Consider the following 13,803-nt stretch of genomic DNA (forward strand, 5'->3'; position numbering starts at 1 on the left):
GAGCCCGGCTTTGCCGGGCGATCATCGCGCAGTGAAGCCGCGCCTTCCTGGCCTGACCGGAGCCTGAAGCCGGCCGGTCACGGCCGGGCGGCTATAATCGCCGCCCCCTCGCTCCCGCCTGCCGGCCTTTCATGTCCACCCATATCCGCAATATCGCCATCATCGCCCACGTCGATCATGGCAAGACCACGCTGGTCGACCAGCTGCTGCGCCAGTCCGGCACCTTCGCCGCCCACGAGGACCACGGCAACCTGGTCATGGACAGCAATGACCTGGAGCGCGAGCGGGGCATCACCATCACCGCCAAGAACACGGCCGTGGACTGGACCCCGCCGGGCGGCGACACGCCGTACCGCATCAACATCGTGGACACGCCCGGCCATGCCGACTTCGGCGGCGAGGTGGAGCGCATCCTGTCGATGGTCGACTCGGTGTTGCTGCTGGTGGATGCCGTCGACGGGCCGATGCCGCAAACGCGCTTCGTGACCGAAAAGGCCTTCGCGGCCGGTCTGCACCCGATCGTCATCATCAACAAGGTGGACCGCCCTGGTGCGCGCCCGGACTGGGTGCTGAACCAGACCTTCGACCTGTTCGACCGGCTGGGCGCCAGCGATGAGCAGCTCGATTTCCCGGTGGTCTACACCTCGGCCCTGATGGGCTACGCGGGACTCGACGACAGCGTGCGCGAAGGCGACATGACGCCGCTGTTTCAGACCATTGTGGACAAGGTGCCGCCGCCGCAGGTGGAAGTCGACGGCCCGCTGCAGATGCAGATCAGCGCGCTGGGCTATTCGAGCTACGTGGGCGTGATCGGCATCGGCCGCATCCGGCGCGGCACGCTCAGGCGCGGCCAGTCGGTGATGGTGGTCGGCGCCGGCGGCACGCAGCGCCGCGGCCGGGCGCTGCAGGTGCTGGCCTTTCGCGGTCTGGAGCGCTACGAGGTCGAGCAGGCCTCGGCCGGCGACATCATCGCCGTCACCGGCGTCGAGGGCCTGGCCATCTCGGACACCCTGTGCGACCCGGAACGCCCGGAAGCCATGCCGGCGCTGACGGTGGACGAACCGACCATCACCATGAATTTCGAGGTCAACAAGTCGCCCTTCGCCGGCCGCGACGGGCAGTTCCTGACCTCCCGCCAGCTGCGCGAGCGCCTGTACCGGGAGCTGCTGACCAACATCGCGCTGCGGGTGGAGGACGGCGAGGATCCGGACGTGTTTCGCGTGTCCGGCCGCGGCGAACTGCATCTGTCGATCCTGATCGAGACCATGCGCCGCGAGGGTTACGAGCTGGCCGTGTCGCGCCCGCAGGTGATCATCAAGGAAATCGACGGCGTGGCCTGCGAGCCTTACGAACAGCTCACCATCGATGTGGACTCCGCCTACCAGGGCAACATCATGGAGCTGATCGGCGCGCGCCGCGGCGAGCTTACCGACATGGTGCCGGACGGCCGCGGCCGGGTGCGCCTGGACTACCGCATCCCGACCCGCGGCCTGATCGGCCTGCGCACCGACTTTCTGTCGGCCAGCGCCGGTACCGGCCTCATGCACCATGTGTTCGACGCCTACGCGCCGGTCGCCAGCGGCGAGGTGGCGGTGCGCAAGAACGGCGTGCTGATCAGCAACGGCACCGGCAAGGCGGTCGGCTTTGCGCTGTTCAACCTGCAGGAGCGCGGGCGGCTGATGGTCGGCCCGGGCGACGAGGTGTACGAGGGACAGGTGATCGGCCTGCACAGCCGCGGCAACGACCTGACCGTGAACCCGCTCAAGGCCAAGCAGCTGACCAACATGCGCGCCTCAGGCAGCGACGAGAACATCGTGCTGACGCCGCACACGCGCCAGTCGCTGGAACAGGCACTCGAATTCATCGAGAACGACGAGCTGGTCGAGGTCACGCCGCATTTCCTGCGCGTGCGAAAGCGCCACCTGCTCGAATCCGACCGGCGCCGCCACAGCCGCGCCGCCGACTGAGCATGCTGGCGCTGCTGCAGCGGGTCACCGAGGCCCGCGTCAGCGTCGCCGGTGACACCGTAGGCCAGATCGGGCCGGGCCTGCTGGTGCTGGTCGGCGTGCAGCCGGGCGACGCCCCGGCGCAGGCGCAGCGCATGGCCGATCGGATACTCGGCTACCGCGTTTTCGACGATGCGGATGGGCGCATGAACCTGTCCCTCGCCGATACCGGCGGCGGCCTGCTGCTGGTGCCGCAGTTCACCCTGGCCGCCGATACCGACCGCGGCCGGCGGCCGAGCTTCACCAGCGCTGCGGAACCGGCGCAGGCCAGGGCCATGTTCGATTGCCTGGTCGACGCGGCGCGCGCGAGCCACGCAAATGTCGCCACCGGTCAGTTCGGCGCCCACATGCAGGTCAGCCTGACCAACGACGGGCCGGTGACGTTTCTGCTGCGGGTGTGATCGCGACCAGGGCCGCGATTCTCTGGTGTGGGAGGCCCGCCCCCGGGCCGAATGCTTGCTTCGAGGATTCGCGGCGAGGGCGCCGCTCACACAAGGGTGTCGCTTCCACGAACGGGAATATGGAATCTCCCACGGATCAGGGCTTCGTCGTGGCCCGCCAGGGCAGCAATTCCACCTGCACCAGACTGCCGGCCGGCAGGTCGCCGGCCGTGGCAGACAGCACCATCAGGCAGTCGGCGGCGGCCAGACTGCTCATCACGTGCGAGCCCTGGTGACCTGCGCTGCGCACACCAAGCCGGCCGGTGGCATCGCGGGAGAGAACGCCGCGCTGGAAATCCAACCGCCCGGGCGCCTTGTGCACAGCTTCCAGCAGCGGCAGTTCCAGCCGCAGCGGCGGACTGGCCGGCTCGCCCTCCAGCAGGCGCAGCGCCGGCCGCACGAATTGCAGAAAGGTGACGGCGGTCGACACCGGATTGCCCGGCAGGCCGAAAAACCAGGTCTCGCCCAGACGTCCGAAGGCCAGCGGCCGGCCGGGTTTCATGTCGATGCGCCAGAAGTGGATGTCGCCGAACTCGCTGAACACGTCTCGCACGTAGTCGGCATCGCCCACCGACACGCCGCCGGAACTGATCACCACGTCGGCCTGTGCGCGGGCAGCGGCAAAGGCCGCCCGCACGGCGTCCGGGTCGTCGGCGACGATGCCAAGGTCGACCACAGACACGCCCATTTCTTCCAGCATGGCGCGCAGCAGATAGCGGTTGCTGTCGTAAATGGCGCCGGCGGCGAGCGGCTGTCCGAGAGGCGTCAGCTCGTCACCGCTGGTGAAGAGTGCGACCCGCGGCCGGCGCGTGACTGTCAGGTGCCCCTGGCCGAGCGCGGCGGCGAGCGCAATCTGTGGCGGACCGAGGCGGCTGCCGGCCGGCAAAACCACCTCCCCGGCGCGCACGTCCTCGCCCGGCGCGCGCACGTTGCTGCCCGGACGCACTGCGGCTGTCAGACGCACGCGCGGACCTTCCACGATCACCTGTTCCTGCATGACGATGGTGTCGGCGCCGGCTGGCAGGATGGCGCCGGTCAGGATGCGCACGCACTGTCCGGCGGCGAGCCTGCCGGTGAACGGGTGCCCGGCCAGCGCGGTGCCGGCCAGCGTCAGGCCCTCGCCCAGGGCCAGGTCCAGGTCGGCCACGGCAAAGGCGTAGCCATCCATGGCCGAGTTCGGCCACGGTTGCAGGTCCATGCCGGCGAGCAGCGGCTGCGCCAACACGCGGCCCAGGGCCTGTTCGAGCGGCACTTCCTCCCGGCCCGGCAGCGGCGTGAGCGTGCCCAGCACCTGCGCCAGCGCGACCTCGAAGCCCAGGCTGGCGGGCGTGCAATCCGGCGGGTCGGGGCTATCCATGGTGCAGATTCCTGGCTTGTTAAGATGGCGGCCGCCCGGTGAGACGGGCGCCTCGCACATTGTATTGAGTCGCACCGGAGCGCCCGCCGTGACTGCCGCAAGTCCGCTCGATCTTGACCGCTACCTGCACCGCATCGACTACCGCGGCGCGCTGCAACCGACGCCGAAGGTGCTGGCCGACCTGCACCTGGCGCACGTGCGCCACATCCCGTTCGAGAACCTGGACGTGCTGCTCGGGCGCGGCATTCGCCTCGACCTGCCCAGCCTGTTCGACAAGCTGGTCACGGCGCGCCGCGGCGGCTATTGCTTCGAGCAGAACCTGCTGTTCGCGGCGGTGCTGGAACAGCTCGGCTTTCGCGTGCGGCGCCTGGCGGCCCGCGTCACCTACCGCACCCAGCGCGTGTTGCCGCGCACGCACATGCTGCTGCGGGTGGAGATGGACGACGCCGCCTGGCTGGCCGATGTCGGCTTCGGCGCCGCCGGCCCGCTGCGACCGCTGGCGTTTGCGCCCGGTGCGGCTCAGGCGCAGTACCTGTGGCAGTACCGGCTGGTGGAGCAGGACGGCTTGTGGCGCCTGCAGATCGGCGAGGGCGACTGGACCGAGCTGTACCAGTTCACCCTGCAGGAACAGGCCCTGGCCGATTACGAAATGTCCAGCTATTACGTCTCGACCCACCCGGAGTCCCGCTTCGTACAGGGCCTGATCGCGCACCGTCTGGCCCCCGAGCGGCGGCTGATCCTGATCGGCAACGAGCTTACCGAGGACCGCGGTGCGCAGGTAGGCGCCCGGCGCGTCGACGACCCGGCGTCGCTGGCCGCGCTGCTGGTGAACGACATTGGCCTGCCGGCGGCGGATGTTGCCGAGCTGATCGACACACTCGCCGCACGGGGTGCGGCATGAGCGCCGTGTGCGCCCTGCGCTGGCAGGGCGGGGCACTCGAACTGCTGGACCAGCGGCTGCTGCCGGCCCAGCAGCTGTGGCTGCGCTGCGCCAGTGCCGCCGAGGTGGCGGACGCCATCCGCGACATGGTGGTGCGCGGCGCGCCGGCCATCGGCATCGCCGCCGCCTACGGCGCGGTGCTGGCGGCGCGGGCCGCCTATGCCGGCCACGGCACCGGCTGGCGGGATGTCATCGTGGCCGATCTGGACCTTATCGCCGCGGCGCGACCGACGGCGGTGAACCTGGCCTGGGCGGTGCAGCGCATGGCCGGCTGCCTAGCGGAACTGGCCGGTGATCCCGAACCGGCGCTGCTGGCCGCCGCGCGCGCCATCCACGATCAGGACATCGCCGCCAATCACGCCATGGCGGCATACGGCGCGGCGCTGATCGAACCGGGCAGCCGGGTGCTGACGCACTGCAACACCGGCGCGCTGGCCACCGGCGGCCACGGCACGGCGCTGGGCGTGATCCGCACCGCCCACGCGCAGGGCCGCATCCGCGAAGTGTTCGTCGACGAGACCCGGCCGTGGTTGCAGGGCGCGCGCCTGACCGCCTGGGAACTGCAACAGGACGGCATCCCGGCGCGGCTGGTGGTGGACGGCGCGGCGGCCTGGCTGTTCGCCCGCCTGCGCCCGGCGTGGCTGATCGTCGGCGCCGACCGCATCGCCGCCAATGGCGACACCGCCAACAAGATCGGCACCTACACTGCGGCGCTGGCGGCGCGCGCCCACGGCGCACGGGTGATGGTGGTGGCGCCGCTGTCGACCTTCGATCCGGCCACGCCGGACGGATCCGCCATCGAAGTCGAGGAACGCCCGGCGCAGGAGCTGACCTGCCTGGCCGGCCAGGCCATTGCGCCCGCGGGCTTCGCCGCCTGGAATCCGGTGTTCGACGTGACGCCGGCCGATCTGATCGACGCCATCGTCTGCGAGCACGGCGTCATCGAACGACCGGATGCGGCGCGGATCGCGGATTTTCTGGCGGCGCTGGGACCTTGAAGCCGGCCCGCGCATTGATCTTCCGTACCTGCTCTCACCCTCGTCGTTGCGAGGGCGGCCAAGCCGGCCGCGGCAACCTTGCCTTTGTCCTCCGGCACGGTGCCGTTAAAGGCAAGGCCCCCACGTCGCTACGCTCCTCGGGGCGACGGATATCCAGGCGCCAGCCGTCGGCACTTCGGCTCGGGCGATTTGCAAATCCGGAATCGATGGACCGGGTGCGTGGCACAAGCCTTGAGTGACATCCCCCGCCCGCGCATCCTGCTGATAACCCGCAACCTGCCGCCGCTGCGCGGTGGCATGGAACGGCTGAACCTGCACATGGCCCAGGCGCTGGCCGAATGGAGCGATCTGACCGTCATTGGCCCGGCAGGCTGCGGCCAATTCCTGCCGGGCCAGTGCGAAGTGATCGAAATTCCGGTCCGCCCCCTGTCCGGCTTCCTGCTGCGCTCGCTGCGGGCTGTCTGGCGCCGAGCTGGCCAGCCGATAGACATCGCACTCGCCGGCAGTGGCCTGACCGTCATCAGCGTAAAACTGGCCGCCTGGCGCGCTGGCGCCAGATCGGTGGCCTATGTGCACGGGCTCGACCTGCTTGCCCCGCACTTGCTGTACCGCGCTGTCTGGCTGCCGGCCTTGCGGCGGCTCGACCACGCCCTGACCAACAGTGCCAACACGGCCGATATCGCCGCGCGCACAGGTGTCGCCCGCGGCAGGATCACCGTGATCCACCCGGGTGTCACCCTGCCCGCCGCCAGCCACGACTCCACCGATGCTTTTCGCACGCAGCACCAGCTCAGTCAGCGCCCCCTCCTGCTGTCGGTCGGGCGCCTGACCGCGCGCAAGGGCTTGGCTGAGTTCATCCGCCATGCCCTGCCGGCCATCGAGAAGCAACACCCGGATGTAGTCCTGGTGGTCATCGGCGACGAAGCGCCCGACGCGCTCACCGGCGCCGGCACCGGCGGCCGCGCGGCGCTGCAGGCACTGGCCGCCGAGCTGGGCCTGAGTGCAGACCTGCGGCTGCTTGGCCCTTGCGATGACGAGACCTTGAGCCAGGCTTACTTCGCGGCCGACGTGCACGTGTTCCCGGTACGCGACATGCCCGGTGACGTCGAAGGTTTCGGTATGGTCGCCATCGAGGCCGCCGCCCATGGCCTGCCGACCGTGGCCTTTGCCGTTGGCGGTGTGCCGGACGCCGTCAACCCCGGACGCAGCGGCTATCTAATTCAACCGAGCGATTACGCCGGTTTTGCGCAGCGCACCTGCCAATTGCTGGCCGCCCGCCGCGATACGCCGCTGCGCGCCAGCGCCCGTGAATTCGCGGCAGGCTTCCGCTGGCAGCGCTTCGGCGAACGGCTGCGCACCACGCTTGCCGAAACCCTCGATCCGCCAGTCGCTGACGCTGACACTGCGCGCCGTGGCCACGCCGTACTCGACCTGCGAAGCCGCAACGCCAAGGCGCGCAAGATCGAAGCCCTGCTTGGCCTGACGCCGACCGGCCGGCCGCTGCGCCTGCTGGAAGTCGGCACCGGCTCTGGCGGAATCGCGCACTATTTCGGCACGCACCGCAGCCTGCGCTGTGAGGTCGACGCGGTGGATGTCACCGACAGCCGACAGATTCACGACGGCTACCGATTCACTCGGGTTGACGACGTTCAGTTGCCGTTTCCCGATGGCCACTTCGACGTGGTGATCAGCAATCACGTCATCGAACATGTTGGCGATTCGATCGCGCAGCGCCGGCACCTGGCCGAATTGCGCCGCGTACTTCGCCCCGCCGGCGTCGGTTACCTGGCCGTGCCCAACCGCTGGCAGTTGGTGGAGCCGCACTACCGCCTGGCCTTCCTGAGCTGGCTGCCGGAAGCCTGGCGCACGCCCTACCTGCGCCTGCGCCAGCGCGGCAGCCACTACGACTGCCGCCCGCTGACCGTCCCGCAGGTCGAAGCCCTGCTGCGCGGGGCCGGCTTCGGCTTTGCCCAACAACACGGCCGGGCGCTGCGCCTGACCTTCGAGCTGGAACGCCCGCGCGCGCTGGCGTACCGCGCAGTGTTCAAGTGGCTGCCGGAGAGCATCTACGTCAAGCTGCGGCGAGTATTTCCCACGCTGATCTTCACGATGACGCCGGCCGCTTCGGGTCCGGGTGAGGACCCCTTGCAGTAGGAGCGCAGCTTTGCTGCGCGATGATCGCCCGCCACAGCCGGGCTCCTGCTTCAGCGTTTCCCGAAGGCTTTGCGTCCGGCGCCTGGCTGCGTTGTTGCCGGGCCCGATCGGGCCCGGCGATGCAGTGCTCCGGAAAGGCGCAAGACGCTGCGCGAGCGCGTCATGTGCCTTACAGCTTGCGATACACCTGCTGCCCGGTCGCCCGGAACTCGATCGCCTTCTCCTGCATGCCCGCGGTCAGGGCGCCTTCCTCGTCGGCCAGGCCCTTGCTTTGCGCGTAGTCGCGCACGTCCTGGGTGATCTTCATCGAGCAGAAGTGCGGGCCGCACATGGAGCAGAAGTGCGCCAGCTTGGCCGATTCCTTGGGCAGGGTCTCGTCGTGGAACTCGCGTGCCTTGTCCGGGTCCAGGCCCAGGTTGAACTGGTCGTTCCAGCGAAACTCGAAGCGCGCCTTGGACAGCGCGTTGTCGCGCAGCTGCGCGCCCGGGTGGCCCTTGGCGAGATCCGCGGCGTGGGCGGCGATCTTGTAGGTGACGATGCCCTCGCGCACGTCGTGCTTGTTGGGCAGGCCAAGGTGCTCCTTGGGCGTGACGTAGCACAGCATGGCGGTGCCGTACCAGCCGATCATGGCGGCGCCGATGGCAGACGTGATGTGATCGTAGCCGGGCGCGATGTCGGTGGTCAGCGGCCCCAGGGTGTAGAACGGCGCCTCGTCGCAGTAGTCCAGCTGCAGGTCCATGTTCTCCTTGATGAGGTGCATCGGCACGTGGCCGGGGCCCTCGATCATGACCTGCACGTCGTGCTTCCAGGCGATCTGCGTCAGCTCGCCAAGGGTTTTCAGCTCGCCCAGCTGCGCGGCGTCGTTGGCATCGGCAATCGAGCCCGGCCGCAGGCCGTCGCCCAGCGAGAAGGCGACGTCATAGGCCTTCATGATTTCGCAGATTTCCTCGAAGTGCGTGTAGAGGAAACTTTCCTTGTGGTGCGACAAACACCACTTGGCCATGATCGAGCCGCCGCGGCTGACGATGCCGGTCAGGCGCTTGGCCGTGAGCGGGATGTAGCGCAGCAGCACGCCGGCGTGGATGGTGAAGTAGTCGACACCCTGTTCGGCCTGTTCGATCAGGGTGTCCTTGAAGATCTCCCAGGTCAGTTCCTCGGCCTTGCCGTCGACCTTTTCCAGCGCCTGGTAGATGGGCACGGTGCCGATCGGGACCGGCGAGTTGCGGATGATCCACTCGCGCGTTTCGTGAATGTTCTTGCCGGTGGATAGATCCATGATGGTGTCGGAGCCCCAGCGGATGCCCCAGACCATTTTTTCCACCTCTTCCTCGATCGACGAGGACAGGGCCGAGTTGCCGATGTTGCCGTTGATCTTCACCAGGAAGTTGCGGCCGATGATCATCGGCTCGCTTTCCGGGTGGTTGATGTTGTTCGGAATGATGGCGCGGCCGCGGGCGACTTCGTCGCGCACGAATTCGGGCGTGATCTGGCTCGGGATGGCGGCGCCAAAACTGTGACCCGGATGCTGGCGCAGCAGGGCCTGGTCGCGTACGGCGTGCAGGCGCTGGTTCTCGCGGATGGCGATGAATTCCATCTCCGGCGTGACGATGCCGCGCCGGGCGTAGTGCATCTGCGTGACGTTCTGGCCGGCCAGCGCGCGGCGCGGCAGGCGCGTGTGGGCAAAGCGGATGCCGGAGACGTCGTCCGCGGTGGCGCGCTCGCGGCCGTAGGCGGAGCTGATCTGTGGCAGCACTTCGGTGTCGCCACGCTCGGCGATCCAGGCCGCGCGGATGGCCGGCAGGCCGGCGCGCAGGTTGATGCTGGCGTCGGTGTCGGTATACGCACCCGAGGTGTCGTACAGCGCAATCGGCTCGTTGCTGTCGCCGCCGTGCTGGGTGTCGGTGGCGGTCTGGGTGACTTCGCGCATCGGCACGCGGATGTCCGGCCGGCTGCCCGTGATGTAAATCTTCGACGAGCCGGCGAACGGCCGGCGCAGTTCGGCATCGACGTCGGAGGCCGGCGTGAGCACGGGTTTCTGGGTGGCGTTCATGGGATGACCTGTGGGGGCGGCGAGTGGCGCGCTGCGCGGGCGGCGGCGCTGCGGCGTTGTTGTTGTGGCAATGTGGGCAGCAACGGTAATCTATGCGCCGCTTCGAAGGGGTGTCAACGCGCCGCACCGGTTGCTGGACTCACCCGCCCGACCCACGCATGGGTCGTCACCTGTCCCCGGTCGTCCCCCGATATGAACAGCCCGGACCTTGGCGCCGCCCGTTTCAACATGCTCCTGAACCAGGTGCGTGCCTGGGACGTGTCCGACGAGCGCGTGCTGGACCTGCTGGCCGACATGCCGCGCGAGGCCTTCGTGCCGCCGGCCTACCGCAACCTGGCCTACGCCGACCTGATGTTGCCCATCGGGCACGGACAGGTGATGCTGCCGCCCAAGATCGAGGGCCGCTTCCTGCAGGCGCTGGCGCTGGGTCCGAGCGACGTGGTGCTGGAGGTCGGTGCCGGCAGCGGTTACATGGCGGCGCTCATGTCCCGCTTGGCGGCGTTCGTGACCACCGTCGACGTGTTTGCCGAACTGGCGGAGTCGGCCGCCCGGCATTTGGCCGAGGCCGGCGTGCGCAATGTGCGGGTGGAAACCGGCAACGCCGCCGACGGCTGGCCGGATCACGGGCCCTACGACGCCATCATGATCAGTGGCGCCGTGCCGGCGGTGCCGCAGCCCTTTCTGAACAGCCTCAAAACGGGCGGTCGCCTGGCGGCGATCATCGGTCGGCAGCCCGCCATGCAGGCGGTGCTGATCACCCGCACCGGCGAGGCCGACTGGCACCGGCAGGTACTGTTCGAAACCGATGCGCCGATGCTGCTGCATGTGCGTACGGCGGCCGCGTTCGAGTTCTAGGCCGGCGCGTGCGCGAGTTGTCGGTACACGCTTTCAAGGCCGAGCAGGACGCGGGGGTGGCCGCGGCCTGGCAAGTGGTCGATGTTCGGGAACCCTGGGAGCATGCGCTGTGTTCGCTGGCAGGTTCGCGCCTGCTGCCGATGCAGGAACTGCCGCAGCGCCTGCACGAACTGGACCCGACGCGCACGACGGTGGTGGTCTGCCACCACGGCGTGCGCAGTTTTCAGGTCGCACTCTGGCTGGAGCGCAATGGCTTCGCGGACGTGGCCAATCTCAGCGGCGGTATCGATGCCTGGGCCAGACAGATTGATCCCGGTCTGGCTGTTTATTGATTCTGCCGTCCACCCTCACGCATTCGCAGGAATCCCTACATGAAGAATTACGTCCTTGCGGCCGGTTTGGTCGGTGCTGTGCTGGCGCTGCCGGCGGGCGCCGAGGATCTGCTGGCGGTTTACCAGCAGGCGGTGCAGAACGATGCCCAGCTGGCGGCTGCCCAGGCGGCGCGTGACGCGGCGCGGGAGCTGAAGCCACAGGCGCTGTCGTTCGTGCTGCCGAATATCCAGGCCACCGCGAATACGGCCTACCAAACCTTGCGGACGGATGCGCCAGCAGGCGCGTTTCCGCCAGGCGGACGGGCTGAGTTCAATTTGCACTACTGGCAGGTCGAGGCCGTGCAGCCGCTGTTCAACTGGCAGCTGATCGCCGGGCTCGGTCAGGCCGATGCGCTGGTGCGTCAAGCCGACAACCAGTACGGCTTTGCCGAGCAAGAACTGATGCTGCGCACGGCCGACCGGTATTTTGGGGTGCTGTCAGCGAACGACAGTCTGCAGTTTGCGCAGGCCGAGAAGGCCGCCATCGGCCGCCAGCTCGATCAGGCCAAGCAGCGTTTCGAGGTGGGCCTGATTGCCATCACTGACATCCACGAGGCGCAGGCCCGTTACGACCTGACCGTGGCGCAGGAAATCGAGGCCCGCAACCAACTCACCAACGCGCTGGAGGCCCTGCGCGAGGTGACCGGCACCGGTTACGAGCTGCTCACGCCCCTGGCCGACACCTTGCCGCTGGAACCGCCCGCCATTGCCGACGTCGAGACCTGGGTCAAGCAGGCCCTGGAGATGAATCCCCTGGTCGCCGCTGCCGGCGAGGCGATGACAGCGGCCCGCAAGGAAATCGAGCGCCAGCGCGCCAAGCATTATCCGACTCTGGATGCCAAGGCTACTTATCTTGACACCAGCGCCAATGCCAGCCGCTTCGGTTCTGATCCTAATGAGAACGAGGACACCATCTACGGCCTGCAGATGAATCTGCCGATATTCGAGGGTGGCCGCACCAGCTCGCTGGTGCGCCAGGCCCAGCAGCAGTACCGCGAAGCCCAGCAGCGCCTGGAGCAGCAACGCCGCTCGACCTCGCGCGGCACGCGTGATGCGTTCCTGGGTGTTGAGGCCGCCATCAGTCGAGTCAAGGCGCTCAGCCAGGCGCTGGTGTCGAACCAGAGTGCCCTGGAGGCGACCGAACTCGGTTACCGGGTCGGTACCCGCACCTCCGTCGACGTGCTCGACGCCGAGCGCGAGCTGTACCGGGCCAAGCGTAACCTGGCCACGGCCCGCTACGACTATGTGCTGAATGTGCTGCGCCTGGAGCAGGCCTCCGGTCAGCTGGCGCAGGACGACCTGGCGCGCGTCAACGGTTGGCTGGGGGCGTCGGCCGCCGCATCGGCTGCGCCGGTCGTCCCGGCGACTCCGTGATCAGCCTGGTTCCAGGTACGGATTGATCAGCGCCAGCGTGCGGGCGGTGGCGCCGCGGTGCTGGGCGACCAGCGCCTGCGCGGCTTGGCCCATGACCGCCCGGCGCGCGGGGTCGGCCAGCAGGGCCATGAGCCGGGCGGCGAGGTCTGCGTCGTTTGTCACCTGTTGGCCGGCTGCGGCCGCCAGTACCAGATCGCGCAGTTCGGCAAAGTTGTTCATGTGCGGGCCGAACAGCGATGGCTTGCCCAGCTGCGCCGGTTCGATCAGGTTGTGCCCGCCGCGGGCGGTCGGGCTGGTGCCAAGGCTGCCGCCCACGAACACGATGTCCGCGGCGGCCATCAGCGATGGCAGTTCGCCCAGGCTGTCGGCCAGGTACACCGCGCATCGCTGAGCGTCGTCGGCGCTGCGCAGCGCCGTGGCCCAGCCCTGCTCCCGGCACAGGCGCACGACCTCGGCAAAACGCTGTGGATGACGCGGCGCCAGAATCAGGACCGCGTCCGGGTGTCCGGCGCGCAGCAGGCGGTGCGCGGACAGGGCTGCCTGCTCCTCGCCGGCATGGGTGCTGGCGGCCAGCCAGACTGGCCGTCCTTCGCCCAGCCGTTGGCGCAGGGCCAGGCCGGGGGCAGGATCCGGCGCGGCAGCATCGAACTTCAGGTTGCCGGTGACGGTCAGTCGCCCGGGCGGCAGGCCCAGCGCGCGCAGGCGTTCACCGTCTGCCGCGGTCTGGGCGCCGACTGCGGCGAGGCGCTCCAGCGTTTGCCGGGTCAGCTGTGGCCAGCGCCCGTAACCGCGGGCCGACCGGGGCGACAGGCGAGCGTTGGCCAGCAGCAGGGGGATTTGCAGTGCCTGCGCGGTGGCGTACAGGTTCGGCCACAGTTCGGTTTCAAGGATGATGCCAAGGCGCGGGCGCTGGCGGCCAAGGAAGCGCTGCACGGCGCCCGGCAGGTCATAGGGCAGGTAGCAATGCGCCACGCTGTCGCCGACTCGACTGCGCAGCTGCGCCGAGCCGGTCGGGGTGGTGGTGGTGACCAGCAGCGGCAGGTCAGGACGTGCGTGTTGCAGGGCGCCGATCAACGGCAGAGCCGCGTTGACTTCGCCCACCGATACGGCGTGCAGCCATACTCCGCCGGGTGGGCCGGGTGTGATGAAGCCAAGCCGCTGCGGCCAGCGCTGGCGGTAGGCCGGTGTGTGCCTGCTGCGCCACAGCAGGCGGCCGAAGGCCAGCGGTACGCTGGCAGTCAAAAGTAAGGAATACACA

The 13,803-nt window shown here is 68.8% G+C and carries 11 protein-coding genes; 8 read left to right on the forward strand and 3 right to left on the reverse strand.

The features are described from left to right. Positions 1-131: 131 nt before the first annotated feature. Positions 132-1,967: a translational GTPase TypA gene (typA, locus tag PG2T_RS12715; RefSeq protein ID WP_068806194.1), complete on the forward strand. Its 1,836-nt coding sequence runs from the start codon at positions 132-134 to the stop codon at positions 1,965-1,967. A gap of 2 nt (positions 1,968-1,969) precedes the next feature. Next, on the forward strand, positions 1,970-2,407 hold the full coding sequence (dtd, locus tag PG2T_RS12720) for a D-aminoacyl-tRNA deacylase (RefSeq protein ID WP_068806197.1): 438 nt from the start codon (positions 1,970-1,972) through the stop codon (positions 2,405-2,407). 136 nt (positions 2,408-2,543) lie between these two features. Here the strand turns inward: dtd and moeA are convergent, their stop codons facing one another. Beyond that, a complete protein-coding gene (gene moeA, locus PG2T_RS12725; RefSeq protein ID WP_068806200.1) occupies positions 2,544-3,803 on the reverse strand; it encodes a molybdopterin molybdotransferase MoeA in 1,260 nt (419 codons plus the stop codon). 88 nt (positions 3,804-3,891) lie between these two features. On the opposite strand from moeA, the gene PG2T_RS12730 reads away from it, so the two are divergent. The 3 genes from PG2T_RS12730 (at position 3,892) to PG2T_RS12740 (ending at position 7,895) form a co-directional block, all read left to right on the forward strand. Further along, positions 3,892-4,704 carry an arylamine N-acetyltransferase family protein gene (locus PG2T_RS12730; RefSeq protein ID WP_068806203.1) on the forward strand — a complete coding sequence of 271 codons (813 nt, stop codon included), beginning with the start codon at positions 3,892-3,894 and terminating at the stop codon, positions 4,702-4,704. Further along, positions 4,701-5,741, forward strand: a complete 1,041-nt coding sequence (gene mtnA / locus PG2T_RS12735; protein ID WP_068806206.1) for an S-methyl-5-thioribose-1-phosphate isomerase — start codon at positions 4,701-4,703, stop codon at positions 5,739-5,741. Before PG2T_RS12730 ends, mtnA begins: the two co-directional genes overlap by 4 nt. A gap of 231 nt (positions 5,742-5,972) precedes the next feature. Beyond that, positions 5,973-7,895, forward strand: a complete 1,923-nt coding sequence (locus PG2T_RS12740) for a glycosyltransferase (protein WP_068806208.1) — start codon at positions 5,973-5,975, stop codon at positions 7,893-7,895. A 169-nt stretch (positions 7,896-8,064) separates the two neighbouring features. Here the strand turns inward: PG2T_RS12740 and thiC are convergent, their stop codons facing one another. Then, positions 8,065-9,945, reverse strand: coding sequence for a phosphomethylpyrimidine synthase ThiC (thiC, locus tag PG2T_RS12745; RefSeq protein ID WP_068806210.1), 1,881 nt, complete (start codon positions 9,943-9,945; stop codon positions 8,065-8,067). A gap of 192 nt (positions 9,946-10,137) precedes the next feature. Between thiC and PG2T_RS12750 the strand changes: the two genes are divergently transcribed. Genes PG2T_RS12750 through PG2T_RS12760 form a run of 3 tightly spaced genes read left to right on the forward strand, consistent with a single transcriptional unit; the run spans position 10,138 to position 12,545 of the window. Next, the gene (locus PG2T_RS12750) at positions 10,138-10,800 is read left to right on the forward strand and encodes a protein-L-isoaspartate O-methyltransferase family protein (protein WP_068806212.1); all 663 of its coding nucleotides are present in this window, start codon (positions 10,138-10,140) and stop codon (positions 10,798-10,800) included. A gap of 17 nt (positions 10,801-10,817) precedes the next feature. Then, positions 10,818-11,132 carry a rhodanese-like domain-containing protein gene (locus PG2T_RS12755; RefSeq protein WP_068808358.1) on the forward strand — a complete coding sequence of 105 codons (315 nt, stop codon included), beginning with the start codon at positions 10,818-10,820 and terminating at the stop codon, positions 11,130-11,132. A 39-nt stretch (positions 11,133-11,171) separates the two neighbouring features. After that, positions 11,172-12,545 (forward strand): TolC family outer membrane protein, encoded by a 1,374-nt coding sequence (locus PG2T_RS12760; protein WP_068806215.1) that lies wholly within the window; start codon positions 11,172-11,174, stop codon positions 12,543-12,545. Here PG2T_RS12760 and waaA read toward each other — a convergent pair whose 3' ends face one another. After that, complete coding sequence (gene waaA, locus PG2T_RS12765) at positions 12,546-13,802, reverse strand: lipid IV(A) 3-deoxy-D-manno-octulosonic acid transferase (protein WP_236953253.1); 1,257 nt, start codon at positions 13,800-13,802, stop codon at positions 12,546-12,548. Position 13,803 lies beyond the last annotated feature (1 nt).

Origin of the sequence: Immundisolibacter cernigliae (genome assembly GCF_001697225.1) — a bacterium.
GTDB lineage: Bacteria > Pseudomonadota > Gammaproteobacteria > Immundisolibacterales > Immundisolibacteraceae > Immundisolibacter > Immundisolibacter cernigliae.

Excerpts from the sequence above, each read along its gene's own strand:
- PG2T_RS12760 (WP_068806215.1), top strand. The coding sequence starts at position 11,172 with ATGAAGAATTACGTCCTTGCGGCCGGTTTGGTCGGTGCTGTGCTGGCG.
- mtnA (WP_068806206.1), top strand. The coding sequence starts at position 4,701 with ATGAGCGCCGTGTGCGCCCTGCGCTGGCAGGGCGGGGCACTCGAACTG.
- PG2T_RS12750 (WP_068806212.1), top strand. The coding sequence starts at position 10,138 with ATGAACAGCCCGGACCTTGGCGCCGCCCGTTTCAACATGCTCCTGAAC.
- dtd (WP_068806197.1), top strand. The coding sequence starts at position 1,970 with ATGCTGGCGCTGCTGCAGCGGGTCACCGAGGCCCGCGTCAGCGTCGCC.
- typA (WP_068806194.1), top strand. The coding sequence starts at position 132 with ATGTCCACCCATATCCGCAATATCGCCATCATCGCCCACGTCGATCAT.
- thiC (WP_068806210.1), bottom strand. The coding sequence starts at position 9,945 with ATGAACGCCACCCAGAAACCCGTGCTCACGCCGGCCTCCGACGTCGAT.
- moeA (WP_068806200.1), bottom strand. The coding sequence starts at position 3,803 with ATGGATAGCCCCGACCCGCCGGATTGCACGCCCGCCAGCCTGGGCTTC.